This window comes from Acinetobacter sp. YH12120 (assembly GCF_013418795.1).
Classification (GTDB): Bacteria; Pseudomonadota; Gammaproteobacteria; order Pseudomonadales; family Moraxellaceae; genus Acinetobacter; species Acinetobacter towneri.
In genome coordinates this window covers 108,813-129,566 of record NZ_VPBI01000006.1, presented here as the reverse complement: position 1 = coordinate 129,566, position 20,754 = coordinate 108,813, and the positions used below count along the sequence as shown (strand labels likewise).

11 protein-coding genes and 1 pseudogene are annotated in these 20,754 nt (G+C 34.6%); 6 read left to right on the top strand and 6 right to left on the bottom strand.

Annotated features, from left to right (window positions below):
- Positions 1-11: 11 nt before the first annotated feature.
- Positions 12-3,233 (top strand): type III restriction-modification system endonuclease, encoded by a 3,222-nt coding sequence (locus tag FTU58_RS06350; protein ID WP_180062223.1) that lies wholly within the window; start codon positions 12-14, stop codon positions 3,231-3,233.
- A gap of 75 nt (positions 3,234-3,308) precedes the next feature.
- On the opposite strand, the gene FTU58_RS06345 is transcribed toward FTU58_RS06350, so the two are convergent.
- From FTU58_RS06345 to FTU58_RS06320, 6 genes and pseudogenes are all read right to left on the bottom strand, one after another.
- Positions 3,309-3,758, bottom strand: a complete 450-nt coding sequence (locus tag FTU58_RS06345; RefSeq protein ID WP_074947380.1) for a hypothetical protein — start codon at positions 3,756-3,758, stop codon at positions 3,309-3,311.
- Positions 3,739-5,766, bottom strand: coding sequence for a hypothetical protein (locus FTU58_RS06340; RefSeq protein ID WP_180062222.1), 2,028 nt, complete (start codon positions 5,764-5,766; stop codon positions 3,739-3,741). The genes FTU58_RS06345 and FTU58_RS06340 overlap by 20 nt, the downstream gene beginning before the upstream one ends.
- Entirely contained in the window at positions 5,763-7,490 is a 1,728-nt protein-coding gene (locus tag FTU58_RS06335; RefSeq protein WP_180062221.1) for a site-specific integrase, read from the bottom strand. The genes FTU58_RS06340 and FTU58_RS06335 overlap by 4 nt, the downstream gene beginning before the upstream one ends.
- Complete coding sequence (locus FTU58_RS14205; protein ID WP_180062220.1) at positions 7,483-8,748, bottom strand: site-specific integrase; 1,266 nt, start codon at positions 8,746-8,748, stop codon at positions 7,483-7,485. Before FTU58_RS14205 ends, FTU58_RS06335 begins: the two co-directional genes overlap by 8 nt.
- A 135-nt stretch (positions 8,749-8,883) precedes the next feature.
- Positions 8,884-9,963, bottom strand: a pseudogene (locus FTU58_RS06325) (type IIL restriction-modification enzyme MmeI); the annotation flags it as partial.
- A gap of 99 nt (positions 9,964-10,062) precedes the next feature.
- A complete protein-coding gene (locus tag FTU58_RS06320; RefSeq protein ID WP_106405990.1) occupies positions 10,063-11,076 on the bottom strand; it encodes an Arc family DNA-binding protein in 1,014 nt (337 codons plus the stop codon).
- Positions 11,077-11,191: 115 nt separating this feature from the next.
- Between FTU58_RS06320 and FTU58_RS06315 the strand changes: the two genes are divergently transcribed.
- The 5 genes from FTU58_RS06315 to FTU58_RS06295 all read left to right on the top strand — a co-directional run bounded on the left by FTU58_RS06315 (position 11,192) and on the right by FTU58_RS06295 (position 20,746).
- Positions 11,192-11,344: an Arc family DNA-binding protein gene (locus FTU58_RS06315; protein ID WP_180062219.1), complete on the top strand. Its 153-nt coding sequence runs from the start codon at positions 11,192-11,194 to the stop codon at positions 11,342-11,344.
- 177 nt (positions 11,345-11,521) lie between these two features.
- Entirely contained in the window at positions 11,522-13,066 is a 1,545-nt protein-coding gene (gene istA / locus FTU58_RS06310) for an IS21 family transposase (RefSeq protein WP_180062218.1), read from the top strand.
- Entirely contained in the window at positions 13,063-13,809 is a 747-nt protein-coding gene (locus FTU58_RS06305; protein ID WP_180062217.1) for an ATP-binding protein, read from the top strand. The genes istA and FTU58_RS06305 overlap by 4 nt, the downstream gene beginning before the upstream one ends.
- A gap of 104 nt (positions 13,810-13,913) precedes the next feature.
- Entirely contained in the window at positions 13,914-14,699 is a 786-nt protein-coding gene (locus tag FTU58_RS06300) for a DUF3987 domain-containing protein (RefSeq protein WP_180062228.1), read from the top strand.
- Positions 14,700-15,361: 662 nt separating this feature from the next.
- Positions 15,362-20,746, top strand: a complete 5,385-nt coding sequence (locus FTU58_RS06295; RefSeq protein ID WP_180062216.1) for a DUF4011 domain-containing protein — start codon at positions 15,362-15,364, stop codon at positions 20,744-20,746.
- The last annotated feature ends 8 nt before the right edge of the window (positions 20,747-20,754 follow it).

The window sequence follows — 20,754 nt, the reverse complement described above, 5'->3', positions numbered from 1 at the left end:
AGGGTTAGATAATGGAAATCCGTTTTAAAACCCTTGGTTATCAGAAAGACTCAGTACAAGCGATTGTGGATTGCTTTAAAGGACAACCACGTTCTGAAGGTCATCGTTACATGATCGACCAAGGTGCAGCTAAAGTTAAAAAAGCAACTGCACAGGGTGATATGCTTGAAGAAACCTTGGATTTACAAGGTGGTAAGGCTAAAAAAGTGATTGCAGATGTTGGTTTTGAGAATGCCCATATTTTTGATCTACAAGCTGTACTGAAAAACATTCAGGACGTACAAGCGGCAAGTGGATTACAAAGATCATCTCAACTCATCACGGATGATAATGGCAAAGGCAAGAACCTGACCAAAAGCCAATTAAACCTTGATATTGAAATGGAAACTGGTACAGGTAAAACCTACTGTTATATCCGTACCATGTTTGAACTGCATAAGCAGTATGGTTGGTCAAAGTTTATTGTGGTCGTACCAAGCATTGCGATTCGTGAGGGCGTATATAAAAGCCTAAATATGATGGCTGATCACTTTCAAGAGCAATACGGCAAAAAGGCCCGTTTCTTTATCTATGATTCCAAAGCATTACACCATTTGGAAAGCTTTAGCTCGAATGGTGGGATCAACGTAATGGTGATTAACGTTCAAGCGTTTAATGCCACAGGTAAAGATAACCGTCGTATCTATGATGAACTAGATGAATTCCAATCGCGTCGCCCGATTGATGTGATTAGTCGTAACCGTCCAATTTTAATCTTGGATGAACCGCAAAAGATGGGAGCGGATAAAACCCTAGAGTCTTTATCTAACTTCAACCCATTGTTTATTCTGCGCTATTCCGCGACACATAAGCGCAATTATAACCTTGTTTACCGTTTGGATGCTTTGGATGCCTACAACCAAAAACTGGTGAAGAAAATCACTGTAAAAGGTGTGGAAGTACAAGGCTTAACAGGTACACATGGGTATTTATACTTACAAGACATCATTGTATCTAAATCTTCACCTGTCGCTCGCCTAGAAGTTGAGATTGAAACCAAGAATGGTTTTAAACGTGAAGTAAGAAAGGTAAAAGTAGGCACTAATTTATATAGCGATATTTCAAATAATGCTGAGCAGTATAATGACCGTTATGTCGTCTCAGACATTGATGCACGAGATAACTCGGTTACTTTTTTGAATGGTACCAAAATTCATGTAGGTGAAGCATTGGGGCATGTTGATGAAAAGATCATGCGAACCATTCAGATCCGTGAAACGATTCGTGCACACATTCAAAAAGAACGTCAGTTATACAATCAGGGTATTAAAGTCCTGAGTCTTTTCTTCATTGATGAAGTGGCAAAATATCGTCAATATGATGAAGATAATAATACTGTAGATGGCGAATACGTTCAAATTTTTAAAGAACAGTATCAACAGGTACTCAATGAAATTGAGGATCTAAACTTAGAAAATGATCCATATTTTGACTATCTGAAAGCAATTGACGTAGACCGTACTCACAACGGTTATTTCTCAATTGATAAGAAATCAAAACGTCTAGCAGATCCAGCTCTGAAAAAAGTGAAAGATGAAGAACTAGGTATTTCTGTCAGTCAAGCCGATGATGTAGATGCTTATGATCTAATTCTTAAAGATAAGGAATCACTTTTGGCTTTTCCAGAACCACATGATTCTGAACTGGAAAAACAAAAAAAGAATGTTCGTTTTATCTTCTCTCACTCAGCCTTACGAGAAGGTTGGGATAACCCCAACGTCTTTGTGATCTGCGCTTTAAAGTACTCAAGTGATGACATTTCTCGTCGCCAAGAAGTTGGCCGTGGTATGCGCCTTGCAGTGAATAAATTTGGCGAACGTATGGATGCCAACCATTTCCAAGGGGCATTAGGAGAAATTCACAAACTGAATAATCTCACAGTTGTCACCAATGAAAGTTACAAAGATTTTGTGTTCAAGCTTCAATCAGAAATTTTGAATACGATTCAGAATCGACCGACACAAGCTACCCCTGATTACTTTAAAGGTAAAATTTTCAAGTTATCCGATGGATCTACTGTTGAAGTCACTGAATTGATGGCAAAGCAAATCAATAAGCATTTGTCTAAGCATGATTATATTGATGACAATGATCAGTTAACGCCAAAATATCATGAAGCGAAAGAGCAAGGTACGCTGGCTGAATTGCCTGAAAGTTTGGTGGCTTATACTGAGCAAATTCACAAGCTGATTGATGGGCTGTTTGATCCTAAAGCTTTGGAGGGTATGGCTGATAATGGCAATAAGAAGCTAACCAATACGATCAACCAAGCCAATTTAGAACGTAAAGAGTTTCAGGCTTTATGGTCTCGAATTAATCGAAAAGCCGTTTATCAAATTAATTTAGATTCTGAAAAACTCATTGAGCAAAGCATTAGTGCTGTTGAACGTATTGCTGTTGAGCGTAACAACAAATTTGTGGAAACGCTGAGTTATAAACTTGCGGAAGCGACTCAGCATGATGAATCGACCTATGAGCAAGTTAAAGCTAAAGAAATGTTTGGTAAGGTGACTTCAAAAACTGAAGTAGCGAACATTTCTATTCAGTCTCAAGTGACCTATGACCTGATTGGCAATATTGCTGATGATACTAATCTCACTCGTAAAACAGTTGCTCGTATTTTAAAAGGAATTAATGCTGCGGTATTCGCACAGTTCAAGTTGAATCCAGAAGCTTTCATCCGTGAAATGAGCCGTATCATCAACGAACAGCAAGCAAAAATGGTCATTCAAGGACTGAAATATAATCCTTTGGATCGAACCTATCCTTACAATGAAATCTTTGTAAGTAATGAGAACATTCCATTACAGTCTTATAAGGCCGAGCGGCATATATGGGATTATGTAGTCACTGATTCTGATAATGAGCGTAAGTTTGTAGAGGAATTGGATGGTGCTGATGAAGTCGTAGTTTACGCTAAACTTCCCGACAGCTTTCAGATACCAACTCCTTTCGGTAGCTATAATCCCGACTGGGCAATTGCTTTCAATAAGGACAAAGTACGTCAAATCTATTTTGTTGCGGAAACTAAAGGCTCAATGTCTGACAGTGACTTACGGGAAACAGAAAAACGTAAAATTGAAAGTGCTAAAAAGTTCTTTGTCACTTTAAATGAAGAAAATCAACCATTAGGTGATGCAGTGCAATATTCTGTGATTGATAGTTTTGGTAGTTTGATGAAGTTAGTGAAATAAGTTGACAAGGCCTGAAATATTATTTCAGGCTTTTTTATAAGGGGAATTATGGGCTTAATGTGCCAAAATGTCCGCTTATGATATTCTTGATACATCAATCGCTGGTAAGCGAGCTTTTAATCTTTCATTTTCCAAGGTTAGACTAACAATTTCACGCTGAGTCTCTACTAACATAGATAGAGCTTTATCTCTTTGTTCTTGTAAAGAAGTAATTTGTTCTCTTAACTCTCTATTCTTTGATCTCTGAGCAAGCATCATTTGTCTTGAAGATTTTTGGACTGAATTTTCCTTGTTATCTTCTATCCAGTTTTGAATTTGTTGAGCTAGCTCAGGATATCGAGAACTCCGTAAAGCTGATGGATTAACACCCGCCTCCTTAGCAACGTTGTTTTGGGTTACAGGAGTCCCTTTAGGTAAGATTTCTGGATTATTAGATTTTAAGCGCTCGAATGCTTCCAAGAACCTTATTTCCGCCTTACTTACTACTCTTTCTTTGACTTTCGAATTAGCTTCTGTGGATGACATGAATAGCTCGCTCCGCTGATTCTAGTTGGGCTTGTAGAGACTCATATAGTGGTGTTCCAATTTCAACACCCTTTATTTGACTACTTAACACATCTTTTAATTGGTTAATCATGGGTAATTTTTCTTTATCTATCAATGCAGATTTACATGGCTTTTCATCACCAAAGCCCATACAAGAGCTAATATTGCTTATTCCGCCTAATGGACAGGGTGGTCCTAAGTTTGCACAACCACCAAGGAACGTTTCACGGTAGCTTACCTTGCCAGATTTGGCTGCTGCTAAAAGCTGCTTGTGATCTTTTTCTGATATCTCAGATAAGAGTTGTTGTTTTCGTTTCTCAGTATGTGGAGAAACATAATGATCAGCTTGTAGCTCTTTAAGGTCTCTGACTATAGACTCATACATTTCACGTAAATAAAAGCTACGAGCTTCATTATTTAATGGTTCTTTTAACTTGTAATAGTTTTGACCATAATACTGGCTCATAGCTCGACTGGCATGCTTTAATTGGTACTGTACAGAGAACTCTGAAACAATCCCACTCGCAAGCATATTCACAGCTCCTGTACGTCTTAACTGATGCCAAGCTAAAGGCCAGACCTTACCAACTGCATATTTTTCTGGATCTAAACCATTTGTAAGTCTATTAGCCATTTCTAGGTCTTTTTCAGTTATCCTCAGTTCATTTTCATCGAATAACTTGGGCCATATTTGAAGAGATTCACTATATTGACGTGGATTTTTGAACGGATTTTTATTTTGAGATGCTTTGTTAGGTGTCCACGGTTCATATGAAGCGCATTGTAAAACAGGGTTATCAATAAACTCTTTAGGTAAACTTACATAAGGGTTTTCTTGAGCACTTAATATTCTTAAAGAAGCGACACTTACCAGAGCCTCAATGGCTATTTTGACACTCGGAGATACTATCCAACTAGCATTGTTATCTTTGATCGTCTTAGTGGTAGCTCCTCTTATGAAATAAATCTCAGTTCCTAAAGAGTCTACTTCAACTCCAAAACAGTCAGCTCTTAGCCTATTGCCTTCTTCGACCCGCATTAAAGAAAAGTTGAGTATATAAGCCAACCCTGCAAAGCCAATTAAACTCAGATAGCTTGAAAGCGCTCTGACACCATATCTTTCTTCAGCATTAACCCATTTTTTTAGCAAATCATCTATTTCAAAGCTCCTAGCTGTATTAGAAAAGCTACCGTAGAAGACTAGGCCTGACTTTCTCTTACCGACACCCCTAGCGGTATTGAAAGGTGAATTCTCTGCTAATCCATCAAATGCATCTGAAAGCTTTCCACCAGCATTATTAGCATAAGCTTCCAAGCAAAATCTGTAACATTCCTCTATCTTGTCTTTATGTGCTATGAAATCATCTAAGCACTCTTTCAGTCTATTTACCTGATAATGCCATAATCTAGTAGGAATATAGGGTGTCTGAACTTTATCGCGTTTAACTATTGCATTAATAAAAACTTCCATACCCTTTTTATTAAGAATAGTAAATCCAATTTCTTCTGATATGAACATAAGATCATTTAGGTAAGTAATTAGATGTGTTCCGTTAATTGTAGGATTAGAGGCTATTTCTCGAATTATATCTGGAAAGCTAGACAACTGAGAGGCGCTAATATTATGTTTTGAGCAAATGACAAATAGGGGTTTTATTGTATCAAACTTAAATACTAGAGAAGTTGGATTGGTTACTCCACCATAACCCCAAAGCCACCAAGCGACAACTTGTCGTAATAAATTGGCGTTATCTTGACTAAGTTTATGACCTTGCCCTTGTCCATCACCAAAGTAAATCTTTAAATTACTACCGTGCCAAACTGAAAAATCCCATCGAACGTCACCGTATCTGGAAATGATATTACCATCTGAGTCAACTACAACTGGAAAGTCCACTGAAGGAGGCCAACAATGAGGTCTGAAGTTAGGTGAATCTGCTTTAATAAAGAAATCAATTTGTAACCCTGGAAGATTTGATACATTCATACCATAACCTCCAATAGTCTTATATATCCATCCCAAGCTGGATGGTACTTACCTGATCGAATAGAGTTTTGAGCATCTTCCACCCATGTATTCCGAATCTCACTGCCATCAGAAATTGCTTTGAGTTTTAATTTTATTCTATCCATTACAAGGTTGCCTGGGTGAATGTAATTATGTTCAGATGGTTTATAGAGATTAGTTTCAAGTCTTTTAAGTTCTAAATGTGATGCTAGTTTCCAGCAATATTCTGAACTCATCACATCTCTATGTTTCTCACAAAACAGGCAGCCTTCAGGGCTGATACAGTCAGGTACAGGTGCATTTTCTGGGAAATTAACTATTTGCTTAGGTTGATGTGAGTCTACGCACAATCCTGGACCAGGTGCTGATTGAGCCGGGTCTATCAAGGAATGAAACTCTATAATCTCACTCGATGCTCTTTGATGATGAGGACGCATATAGTCTTTAAGCAACACTTCTGTTGTATGACCCATTTGCTCTGCCGTTAGAGTCAGGTCATCCGTCTTTCTCAATAGCCAGTTAATACGTGTATTTCGTAATTGAATAGGATTGATAAAGATAAGGTTGTTCTTTTTGAACAAGTTCTTTAGGGTGCTGATGCTGACCTTAGATGTTTGAGTACGAATCATACCTCGGCTTATCATTGGAAATAGCCTTTCATCGTTTTGACTTAATTCAGTCTTATCAAGCCAATCTAAGTATGTCTGTAAATGGTCACGATATACTTTATAACAGCGAAAAATGGCTTCGCCTTCTCTACGTCCCTTATAAACTCGGTAAACTTCATAATCCTCCCCATCAGACTGCCATCTGTAAGTACTCTTGCTTAAAGCTACTGCTTGAGATAGGTTCATTCCAGTTTGTGCTAAAAATATCAGTAACTCTGACTCAATTCGGAGATTCAGAATAGATGACCTTTTATGAGTTTCTAAAAGACTGATATTCTCCTCTAATGGTTGTCGCGCAATGATAGCTCTTTTCTTTACACCACTATTTTCTATAGTCTCAACATCTAAGTCAGGTTCAATTAAATTCCCAGCAATCGTTAAGACCTTATTTTGATCGAGTAAGATTTTTATAGGTAGGCTGCCACGCACAGTTTCAATATCTAAATTATTGCAAATAGTAGTTAATGTATGTCCAAACTCAAAAGTGTCTGCTAAATTCTGTTTATCAGCCTCTGTGCTTAAAGTCTTACTGGTCTTTTTTGGCCTTTTGAGTCTCGTTGCAAGCATAAGACTGTGCCCAGGTTTAGCACCTGGTAGGTCTAAAGCTTGGGCAATTAAATTTGCTATCTGTGAGGCTCGTTTATATGCCGTCATTTGAGCTATATCTTTATTAATATTAACTCTCTTGAGTAAATGCTCAGTCCAAGCTTTAAAAGTAGGAATGATAGCATTCTCTGTTGAAAGCATATCAGCAATGTCTACCCAACTATAGAAACCCCATAAATTTTCCAAATATGAGCGTATAGTTTGTTGAGAACTTCCTCTACTAAGAGAAGATTGTAAAACTTCATGTAACTTTATAACAAAAGGCAACCTACCTTGAACTATATCTCCGAATTTTCCATCTTGGATAGCTTGGATTACTAAATCGCGTCTAACACTTGCAGCGCCTTTATATAAAAATACTTGCAAATCCCAAGGTGTTTCATGAGTACCTAAAGCTAAACCTTTAAAGACAAGATCTAATTCAGCCATTTTTACGGCTCACTATTAACCCCATAAAAGCGAGGGTAAATGCATCCGATACTTCTTTCATTACTCTGTTATTTTCAATGAACCTAACATATTTCATAGTCGTCATTTCATCTTTATGGAGGCAGGCTTCTCTGACAAATTGGATTGACTCACTAACAGACATCAATTTTAGGGCTAATTTCATTAGCTCAGTAGCATACGTGGCACGAGTCCTATGAAAATGAAAACCTCTTAACACATTGATGCCAAGATCCTTTCCTAAAGTGCGAAAACGGGATATCTCAACATTTACCGCGCGACTATTATCACCGCTATATGTATTGCCATATCTAGTTAAGAAAAGAATATCCTGATCTTTATGAGATGCTAGAGCTTGACGTTTTAAACGCCTCGTACTCATAGCATAATCTAACAGAGTGTCAACCAACTCTGTTGGTATTGGAACTGAACCTGATACATCAAATTTCGTAGCTACTGGTGGTCTAGCACCAGGCCCTACAGATAGCATTTTTAATCCAACATTTGGGATAATCGTGGCATTTTGAAGGGTAGATACCTTTAAATCAGTAATTGAACCAAGACGTAAACCTGTGAAAAAACCTATTCTTAACATCAAGGCAAACTCCTCGGAAGCACGTTCATCAGCCAAGGTTAAAATCTCTTTCATTCCTAAAGCTGATACAGGTAATAGCCCATCTTCAAGGTCAATAGATCCTGCCACTTTGCGATTCGGAATAGCTAAATCTGTGCTCACTACACGTAAAGTATGTTCCAACCCAAATGCGTTCGTAATCTTGATTCCTACAAATCTATCTTGCCACATAGGCCAATCTGGTGAAATCAAACCCTTTTCTCTTACCCATTTATAATATCTGATGACTGATGACATTCTTTGAGATGTCGTACTAGGGGCTAATTCACCTAAGTTTCTTGCCTGTATTAGTGCGCCTCTAAATCGAACTAAGCATCGTTCACTTTCTCTCTCTGGAAAGTGCCACCAATCAATTGATTCAGACTCTAACCATTTTGCATAAGCTAGTAAGTGAGACATATTCGATCTGACAGTCTTAATATTGCACTTTGAAGATGTTGCCTGTTCTAAGGCCCATAAGTTCGCTTCCGCCCAAGTTGAGTTATCTGCCCAAACTATTTGAGGCAGTCTATCGATTCTTTTAGTTTTGAGTTCTTTCCAAGATATAGAATTATTTTTGACTTGAATTGAACGAGGTTGGTAATTGATAAACTCTAGGCTAGCCACTTTTATTTCCTTAATACCAGATCATCATTAGAGGTAATGTACTAATAATTAAACAATGATATCTATGTATTAAGTATCATTATGTCACTAGACTAGCATGTATGATGTGTTATTAAAAGTGTGTATGTAACGTTTACCACAAGCAGGGTCAAAAATTTTAAGTTGCCCCAATCGTTGCTGCAATTTTAATAGCTTATTAACACTGTCTTGGTTCTTCTCTAATTCTTCATATAGATCATTTAAAAATAAAGGTTCAATCACCTTCATAATGTTGGGAACTGAAGTGTAATGCTGTCCCATCGTACTACGCTGTTCTGTATGAACCACCGCTTGGAACATAGAACCAAAAATATCAGGGTTAATATCAGACCAATCTAATTCAGCGCCACACTCAATTAAAATCCTACGTGATTTACGAGTAAATTTTGGAACTTGAATATCATCTTTAAACAAACCACCATTTACATAAGGAAAATCTGCTAAGTAGTCAGGTAAATCTGCTTCACGATCTTCATCCGATTGGTTTAACACTTTAAATAATCGACCAATTAAAGCTGATAAATCTGATCCATCTTCATTACTCTTTGATATTGCCGAAGTGAACTGTTTGTCCTTAAAAATTTCGGTATCTTCAGCAAAATAACAAAATAAAAGTCGAGATAAGAAAATATTAAGTTGATGTAAGTTGTCTTTATTATTTAAGTCATCTTCATCGAAATTATCTGCTTTAATTTCGTCAAAAAGCTTTGCTAATTTTTCAGCAGCCTTAACATCCGCAGGGTTTTCGCCTTGATATACGGCTTTCTCCATCCCAGCCCATGGTAAGAAGAAATCAAATTTTTTAGCTAAATCACCAAAAGGAACATCCAATGTATCTTGTGTTTTAGTATCTATGGCTAATAGATTTTTAAAATCTGTCACGATCAAGAAGCGAATCTTATTACTTTCAGTTCGCTTCTCACCCTTCATTTGATAAATCAAGCCATGCAAATTATGCTGTTTTGCAATTTTGAAGTATATTTGACGTTTCCAAAAAACGGTGTTTTCCTTATCTTCAGCTAAATTGCGCTCACCATTACGAACTCGTCCAATAGATTGGCTACGATGTCCATAAGCTAAAAGCAACTCATAGATAAATTCTTTTCTATGTAGCTCGCCTTTAGAAATTTTATGAATGAGTTGTTTAACATTTTCTTCTATTTGGACGATATTCATGTGGGCAGAGAACCTTTTAATAACTATTAATTAGTTTATATAAACAATAATTTAAGTAGAATAACTTTTCTTATTTATACGACATAAACTGACGTAGCATTAATCGAAAGTCATAGGATGCTTAATATGAAATTCCGAATCTTTCAAAATGTTTTGAATGTATTCTTTTTCATTAAAATCCTTAATAAGCCGTGATCTAAGTAAATCAAAACCTTTCCAATATAATTCATCTAAAGACCGATTAGGTGATTTATCAGCAAGATCATCCATCCATGGAATTTGATGTAGTTGATCAATCAATGGTAAGGGGTGTGTTTCTTCCGACCATATTTTCTTCGTCACTTCTTCAGAAATCAAATAACTGTAGATATTAGGATGATGGTATGAACCATGATATTTTTTTAAAGTTTTAAAGAGTAAACATAAATAAAGCAGAGAATTATACCCACCTACACCAGTTACATCACTAATATGGTAAGGAGTCTGGAAACACTCCACATAATGATTAGAGTATAGTTTAGCTACAATTAGCGAGCCTTCTGCATTGAGACTGCGAAGAAATTTAACTTCTCGCACCGACTGATTTTTTAAGAAAGCTTTTTCAGGATTAGGGGTCAACAACCATCTCAAATCTTTATCTAAATTCTCATCAAAACGGAAGCTCTCAACTTTGAATGGTCTTTCTTTTCCAAAAAGTAACCAATTTGAATTCGCAGATAAGAAGTCAGCGATCCTCTCCAACTGATTAAAAGTTGGTTCCATTTCTGCTCTAAACCATGATTCAGCACTATCTGCTGAATTTTCATCAATTTTATATGCTAATTCTGCAATCGTAAGTTGATCGAAATATTTACTTTTTTTAATTTGATTAAACAGAAAAGTAAGTCGTTCAGCTACATCCTTTTTACGTTGTGTAGGTGTTCTAGCTTGCAAAAAGTTTTCTATAACCTTAGCTGCTTCTAAATGAATATTATTATCCATAACAAAAGAGTCATATAGGCGAGACATTGTCTCAGCATTGATAGACCTCTGATTTATCTTAGCGGCTTCATCAATTTTTAACTTTAAATCTTCTGGAATTCGAAGATTAAACTGAATATCTTTTTTTTTCATGGATTCCACGGACAGTAGGAATTAGCAATAGTAGCATTATGATGCAAAAAAACTATTGCGCATATAGAATCATTTTAATACTATAGAATCAAAATGCTACTAATGAGTAATAATCATGCAAGCAACTAAACAATTAAATCTAAGATTGCCTGAAGAATTAGTTTTTTGGATAAAAAGTATGGCTAAGAAAAAACATCAATCGATGAATTCTTATGTACTGACTGAGCTTGAACGAATACAAAAGGAGTCTAAAAATGAGCTAAATTAATTTTTTATTTTACTTATGGAGAAAGATCAATGACTCATGCTGGAACATGAGCCATTGAGGAGTGTCTTTGAGTACCGACACACTAAGCATTTTGTTCAATTAGTTTTTTAAAGTCAATAAAGCAAATTGCTTGCTCTTTCTCCCTTTATCCATTTTTTTGATTTTGGGAGTTTTCAAATGAAAATAGCCGTTGTAATACAAAGAAAAATTTGTGAGTTTTTGGCGCAAGGTAATACACATCGCCAAATTGCAAAAAGAGTTAATGTGTCCCCAACAACAGTTGGCGTTGTTGCTAAAAAATTAGATGAAATTCAAATACCTGTTGCTGAGGTATTGAAAGCATCTAATCAAGAATTTGTAGATATTGTACAAACAGGTGTTGCAAAAAATATTACGAAGTGCAAACCGCTTCCAGATTTTACATATATCAATGAGCAAATGAAGATCAGAGATATGACACTTAAGCAATTGTGGATTGAGTTTAAAGAAACAGAGCCAGAATGTGTTTCTTATTCTCGATTTGCGAAATTGTACAAGCAATGGTTGAAAAAATTACACCCATCTATGCGCCAACATTTTACTGCTGGGCAGACGTTACTTGTCGATTTCTGTGGTAAAACAATGCCAATTCACGACATCAATTCAGGTGAGGTGAGGAATGTACAAATCTTTGTAGGTGTATTAGGCGCTTCAAGTTTAATCACTGTGATTGCAGCCGAAACTCAACAAACACATGACTGGTTAAAATGTTTCACAGCCACTTTTGATCGTATAGGTGGCGTTCCTAGAGAAGTAATCACAGATAATCTAAAAGCGGCTGTTATTAAAACAGGGCGTAATGGAACAGTTTTCAACAAAACATTTGAACAATTTGCTGACTATCATGATTTTGCAATTCTAAATACTCGCCCTCGTACTCCCAAAGACAAAGGGCTAGCAGAGGTTTGTGTTCAAATTATCCAACGTTCTGTTTTGGTCAAATTAAGAGAAAGAAAATTTTTCTCGCTTGAAGAATTACAAAAAGCTATCGATGTAGAAGTTGATAGAATCAACAATGGTGTCACTAAGCGTTTCCCTGAAAGTCGATCAGATCGTTTTCTTCGATTTGAAAAAAATGAATTGCTTGTACTGCCTCAACATCCATATCCGTTTTCAAAATGGATATTTCAACAAACCGTTTCAGAGTTTTATCAGTTCACCATTGATGGGAATATTTATTCTGTTCCTTATACTCTGATAGGTAAGAAGTTAGATATCGGTGTTACAAGTCATGAAGTTCAATTCTATTATGAGAATGAATTAATTACTTCACACAGTTTATTAGAGGGTTATGGTCAAGCAAGTATTCTAGAGGAGCATATGCCAGCCAATCATAGGCTTTATAATACTTTAAGCCCAGCAAGTATTAAGCAGTGGGCTAAATCTCTTGGAAACTATGTTTATGAGTTTGTGGAACAAATTCTAAATAAGTCCAAGCAACTCGCTAGTAATATTAAGTCTTTAAATAGGCTTAGAGATTATATTTTAGAAAAAAAGCTTGATTCTGTCCTTAATCAGGCTTGTGAGTATGCATTAAAATATAATCTACTAGCAGTTACAGATCTAATGTATGTACTCAAAAATAGAAAATATATCCAACCTCTAAACACCACTCAAACAATGAATTCCTATACACACGCAAACTTACGTGGTGCTAATTATTTCGGAGGGGATGCAAAATGACTACAAAGAGCGTTATTGCACAAAAAATGCAAGATTTAAAACTCAATGGTTGTTTGAGTTGCTTTGTTGATCATTATGATGAAATGGTTAACAGTAAAAAGACCTCATTAGAAATTCTCAATGAATTACTAATCGCCGAGCAAAATGAAGTCAGCAATCGAAAAATCTTATCATTGCTAAATAAATCGAATATACGATATCCGACAAGCAGCCTGACAGAAATAGATTGTTCCAATAAAAAAGGGCTAACAAGTGATATTTTACAAAGTTTTGCTGATTGTGAATGGATCAAGTCCAAACATAATCTAATTTTTACAGGTGCAACTGGCATAGGTAAGACGTGGCTTGCCTCTGCATTTGGAACGAACGCATGTAAGTTGGGTTTTAAAGTCATCTTTTATAATACAACTGAGTTGTTCGAAGATTTCAATAATGCGGTAAATTTGGGAACTATCTTGACCTTAAAGAAGAGATTACTTTCCTGTAAATTGCTCATTTTAGATGATTTTGGTTTATCACAGATCAATAATTCTTGGTTGGCTCATTTTATTAGTGTTATTGATAAACATAGTGACAACGGTTCACTACTAATCACAAGTCAATATGAAACCAATCTATGGCTCAACTACTTTGAGGACCAAACGGTTGGTGAGGCATTGCTAGATCGTATTGTTCATAGGTCCCATATTTTCAATTTGGCAGGTGAATCTATGCGAAAAAAACGAGGTAAAAAAATCGAGTAATTTTTTATTTTTGTCCAAGTAAAGCGACACTTTAATTTACGTATAAGTTTATTAAAGTGTCCAACTTGGATGAGAATGGGTGTTCAAGTAAGTGTTGATTTTGCATTCAGCCTGATAAATTAATTAAATACCTAGAACCAGCAATAAAAGGTTTAGGAAATGATGGGCTTATACAGCGCTTTCAATTACTTGTGTACCCTGATGTTGAAAATTGGGAGTATATTGACCGAATACCAAATAATGATGCACGAAACGCGGTTGACTCAATATTTGAAAGTATAGATAAACTCGATGAAGTTTCTCTTTGTAGTATGGGGGCGAATAGCTCTGATAATTATAACAAGAGTCCATATTTTATATTTTCAGATGAAGCTCAAAATCTTTTTATTGAATGGACTACTGCACTTCACAAGGAGAAAATACAGAATGAAGAACATCAAATAATCCAAGAGCATTTATCTAAATATCCTAAACTCATGTCAGGATTGGCATTATTGTTTCATATTATTGACGGTATAAATTTAGGGGTCGTAGGTAGAGTTAGCAAGCGAGCTACTGAAATGGCAATTGAGTGGTGTGAATATTTAGAAAGTCATGCAAGAAGAATTTATGGACTTGTACTACATTCTTCTAACTTTAGAGCAAGTACATTAGCTAACAAATTGAAAAAACTTCCAGAGTCAGATAAATGGCGGACAGATGGTTTTAGTGCTAGAGAGGTATTTCGTAAAAATTGGAAATCATTAACAGACATACAACATGTATATGAAGCATTAGATATCTTAAATGAAATATGTTGGGTACACGTTGAAAAAGTTGAAGCGACCTTAAAAGGTGGACGACCGACAAAACGATATTGGATAAATCCAAAAATTTATGAAATGATCTAAAACCATACTGACAAAACTGACAGAACATAGTTTTGTCAGTTTTGTCAGTTGGAATATTGAGAAATTACATAAATCATAAAACTAAAAAATCCTTATATATATAGAATTATTAGTAGACAGAAATTTTTTCAAAGTATTATTGATTTAGATGAAATTAAATTTTTTACAAAAAACAACAAAAATAACCTATGTATCCAAGTTTGTATCTTTTTTACTTTATTGAAATAATTTTTCTTTAAAACAATGATTTAAGTTAGATTATGGTAATGTCTGGGCAGAACATAATATTTATAGATTTACTTTACTAAGATACGAAAGTTTACTTGTAAAAAAAACAGAACAGCTGACATTTTTTGATTAACCCGCATTCTGTTTAAGCCAATCATTCCATTACTGGCTGTATCATTTCGAAAGTTACCCAGCATGACTCTGATCAGGTTCACAAGCCCCCCGATATCCCCAAACTACTATGAGCCAAATCGAGGTGACCATGACAGAAAATGAGATGAGAGGCCAAAGATCCAGTTTGAGAAAAACGCCAGCGTAGAGTGAAATGATCATTTAGCGATACAGGTTTATCAACTATTAAAAAAATGCTAAATTATTATCATAAAAGAGCAATGTAAAAATATTTTTTTGAATTTTAGAGGTTTTTAGACTAAATGACCGAGGGTACAGCAACATTTGCATATGATTCATTGGAGTCGATTCGTAAGAGACTATTGGATTTAAGTTCAAGAAATTCGCTGTTAAATTATAAGTTTCCACGTGGTAAGTGCCTTCAGTTCATTGAAACTACACCAAACTCTATATTCAAAGCATTAAATGACAGAAAAATAATAGATCTACTACCAATTCCTAAACCATTAGATGCAGAGCTCAAGAGCTACTATGGGGTGGAGGAAAAGAATGGTAGTGGTATTAAAGATCACGGACCAAGTGTTGAATCTTGGGCAAAGCATTTAGGTTATGAGATTAGTTTTGAATTGAGTCACAATTATACGAGTAATTCATCAAAACCTGAAAATACACATGTTTTACAGAGTTTACTTTATCCAAAGGACTTAGAAACTCGAGTTAAATATATTAGACAACAAGCCGAATCATTCATAAATGAAACAGGTTCGAATGTTTTATATATTGCGATTGGTTTTTTAGAATGGACTGAAAGTAAAGATTCAAATCTGAAACGGTTAGCTCCACTTTTCACTCTACCTGTAAAAATTGAAAAAAAGCCAAAAACAAAACATGGGGGCTATGATAATTTTGAATTATCTATGTCAGATGAAGGATTATTAAGTAACGTTACATTACATGAAAAGTTAAAAAATGAATTTGGCTTAGAATTGCCTTTATTGGATGAAGAAAGTACGCCAGAAGATTATTTTGACTTAATTGAAAAAAATATTTTGTCTCATGAAGTAGGTTGGAGTATTAAACGCAAGGTCTGTATGTGCTTGCTAAATTTTTCTAAGCAAGCAATGTATCAGGATCTTGATCCTACGAATTGGCCTAAAGGGTATTCAATAGAAGATCATCCAGTTATTCAACAATTATTTAGTAAGGTGGCCAAAGAAAGTCAGTCTCATAGTTTCGACTCTGAATATGAAATTGATGATATAGAAGATATCCATGAAAAATTCCCAATCATTTACGATGCTGATAGTTCTCAACATAGTGCTTTAATCGATGCCGTAAAGGGGGAAAACTTAGTTATTGAAGGTCCTCCAGGATCTGGTAAATCTCAAACAATTACAAATTTAATTGCTGCAGCAATCAATGATGGCAAGAAAGTACTTTTTGTTGCTGAAAAAATGGCTGCATTAAATGTAGTAAAAGATAGACTAGATAAAGCTGGATTAGGTGGATTCTGTTTAGAATTACATAGTCATAAGTCTAATAAGTTAAAAATATTACATGACTTAAATGAACAATATAAGCAATTGGAGCACAATGCTAAAATACATGAAATACAAATCACAAAAAACAAACTTGAGTTAAGTAAAAATTATTTAAATCAATATGTAAAAAGAATTAATAAAGAGTGGGGAGAGACGAAATATACAGCACATGAAATTTTAACAAAAGCAACTTACTTCAAGAATTTATTGGATATAAATCCTGAAGATGTATTAATCGATAATTTAAATTTGATTACATTAAATCAGGATGATATCCAAAACTATATTGATTGGGGGAAGTTGTTAGAAAATTCATTTATACAAACTCGAGATCAATGCCCTGACAAGGAGATCTATAAACACTATTGGTTTGGGGTTAATAAGGTAAACTTAATTGATTCTGAAAAAGCAGAAATTGTGAAATTTCTTAAAGAGTGGAACTATGAATTAACAGTAATACAACGTTTATTTTCTGAGCTTTTTTTTTGTGATGATGTGAATTTAGAATTAGTTGAAAGAGTAACTAATAATGCAAAAGAATTACCAAATTTCGATGAGGAAATATCTTATCATTTAATTAATGATCAAATCGATAATATTAGTTTGCTATCTGAATACATTAATTTGTATGATGAAATTAATAAAAACTACAGAGTAATTGTTGCGGTAATTAACAAAGAATATCTTGGAGAGTCAAATTCTCGTGAAGTTGAAATCATTAGGAATTTGATAAATGAAAGCAAAGCATTTGATAAAAGTATCACTTTAGAAGATATAGATGAAGCGATACACCAACTAGAAAAAATTAAGACTGCTTTGTTGGATTTAAAGCCTGATATTGAACTAATTGAAAAGAATATACCTTCTGAACTTAAGAAGGTGTTTGGATATTCAGAAGAAAATTTTAAAGCTATGGAGATATTGGTAGGACATTTAAAAGGGTTGCCATTTGATCTTCTAAAACATAGAAATGAAATATTTGATGAATCTAGTATTGATCAGTTTATAGTTGATTTTGAACCAATATTTAAACAGTTGCATCAAAACTATCAAGATTGTCAAAGACTGTACAAATTAGAGATCTTGCCTAGTGTGGAAGACTTAGAGATAAATTACAAAAATATATGTATAGGTGGATTTTTTAAATATTTTACGATGCGTTGGTGGAGCGCTCGAAAGTTTATATTAGGTATCAGTAAAAATGAAGGTACTCCACTTATTGAAATACAAAATAATTTTTCTAAATTAATAGATTTTAAGAAAGGTATTGATTCTGCAAATAAATTGAATGATAAATATAAAATATTAAATCATATGTATGATGGAGTTAATACGCCATTAAATGATATTAAAACATTGCGTGATTGGTACAAAGGCGTTCGTCATGAATATGGTATTGGTTTTGATGAGAAGGTGAAGATAGGTTCTGCTATCTTAAGATTAGAGAGCCACTTAGTAAAATCTATCATTGAAGAATATGATCGTAAAGTTGCACCTAAGATTAAAGATTTATTGAATTTACTGCAGGGCTTTTCTACTTTATATGCAAGTAAAATTAGTTATTTGAGAAACGTCCACGAAATTATTGATGATGAAAGTGAGATTTCTCGTACATTAATTTCTCTTAAAGAATTAAAGTTAAAACTTGGGCCCTTTATTATTGATAAAAAATCTTCATTAGCTCGTATTGAAAATGAATTAATTTTATTTGATGCTAATGTAGTAAAAGTAACTCGATTTAATGAAATTAGAAAAAATTATCCTCAATTGTCTAAAGAATGGAACTTTGATGATTTAAAAGGGGAAATTAATGTTGCTGAACTAAATCGCGCTCAAAAGACTCTTAAGCTTTTAAATATAATTTCTGATTCATTCGGAATTTTAAGAGAGAAACTATCTAAGATATCAGATAAGGAAAGTTATCAAAGATTAAAAAAATCTTTAGATGAAATCTCTCATCATTTCAAAAATGAAGGAATAAGAAGAAAACAATTTGAAGAGCATTCTAATGTTGAAGCAAATTGGACCAATCAGCTTAAAAATTCTTTTATTGAAACGATAAAAAGAAATAATTTAGCTTTAGAGAATGAAGATTGGTTATTTACATGGAGTAATTACCATACTATTAAGAATAAAGCTGAAAATTCTGGTTTAAGATGCATTATTAAAAAGTTGGAAAATGCCGAATTAGAGAGGTATTCAGTTGCTGACGTGGTGCAACTATCTTTATATAGTTCTTTAGCAAAGCATATTATTAATACAGATACACTGATTCAAAAATATAACGGTATAGAATTATCGACTATGGTTAGTAATTTTCAGAATTATGATAATGAATTACTAGTATTACAAAGAAAGCAGATTGCTTGTAATGCCTCATCAGTCGATGTTCCTGTAGGGATTGCTTATGGTAGAGTATCTGATTTAACAGAATATTCATTAATTGCAAAAGAGGTTTCAAAAAAAACAAGACATATTCCAATTCGGTCTTTGCTAGAAAGAGCACCTAAATCAATTCAAGCATTAAAACCATGTTTCATGATGAGTCCTATGTCTGTTGCTCAGTACTTAAAGCCAGGACTTTTTGATTTTGATTTGGTTGTGATGGATGAAGCATCTCAAATTTTGCCAGAAGATGCGATTGGAGCATTAGCTAGAGGCAAAAGTGCAATTATTGTCGGTGATCCAAAACAATTACCACCTACAAGCTTTTTCAGCACATCAGTTAACTTTGACGATGCAAATGAAGATGAACTTGTTGGAGTAGAGGATGCTGAAAGTATCTTAGATTCAGTCTCAATGTTTAAGAAGAGGCGTTTACGTTGGCATTATCGCTCGCGTCATCAATCATTAATTGCCTTCTCTAATAAATACTTTTATGACTCTGACCTTGTTTTGTTCCCATCACCTATTCAAAGTTCTCCAGAACTTGGTATCCGATATAAGAAGGCATCTGGCATATTTGATTCAGGGCGAAACTATAAAGAAGCACAAAGTGTTGTAGATGAAGTATGTGAATTAATTCTTCAAGATAAAGAAGAGTCAATTGGTATAGTTGCGATGAATAGTCAGCAACGGGATGAAATCGAAAGTCAATTAGAACTCAGACTATCAAAAGATTCTAGGTTGCAGGATCTTTATGATAAAAAAATGAAATCTCATGAACCTGTATTTGTTAAGAATCTTGAAAATGTCCAAGGTGATGAAAGAGATGTTATTGTCATATCCATGACTTATGGGCCGTCACAGGTTGGGGGTAAAGTATTTCAAAGATTTGGTCCGATTAACCAAAGTTCAGGTTGGAGACGACTCAATGTACTGTTTACCCGTTCAAAGAAGAGAATGCATGTAATTTCATCTATGAATTCATCTGATATTTTATCATCTGAATCAAGTAGTAAAGGTGTAACTGCATTAAAGGCATTCTTAAGATACTGCGAAACTGGTTTTTTACATGAAGAAAAAGTAACTGGCAAAGCACCTGATAGTGACTTTGAAATAGCAGTCATTAAAGCGCTTGAGAAGCATGGATATGAATGTGAACCTCAACTTGGTGTTGCAGGATACTTTTTAGATCTTGCTGTCAAAAATCCAGCTAATCCAGGAGAATATTTGTTAGCAGTTGAGTGCGATGGTGCAACTTATCATTCTGCAAAATCTAGTAGAGATCGTGATCGTTTACGCCAACAAATTCTAGAAAGTTTGGGTTGGAATATACATCGGATTTGGTCAACAGACTGGTTTAAAAATTCGCAAGAACAAATGCAAATTTTGTTGGAAAAATTGAGAGTATTAAAACCGGCTGTTGATATACAAGATACTATTAATACCCAAATAACACGGCCAACAAGCATTAATATTGAGAAGCAATATTTACTTGAATCTGAAACAGAAAATGAATCACACGATAATATTATTGAAATAATAGAGGCGGGTGATCTGGTGAGATATTTGGATAGTAGGCATCCTGAAAAAATAATGAATGTTAAGATTTCTAATAATCTTAACAATTTCCAGGAAGGTATTACACATGTTAATAGTCCCTTAGGTCAAGCATTAATGGGACTAACGATAGATGACAGTACAACCTTATCTTTGCCAAGTGGTGATGTGAAAATCACAGTGAAAGAGATCATTAAGTCTTAAGTAAATTT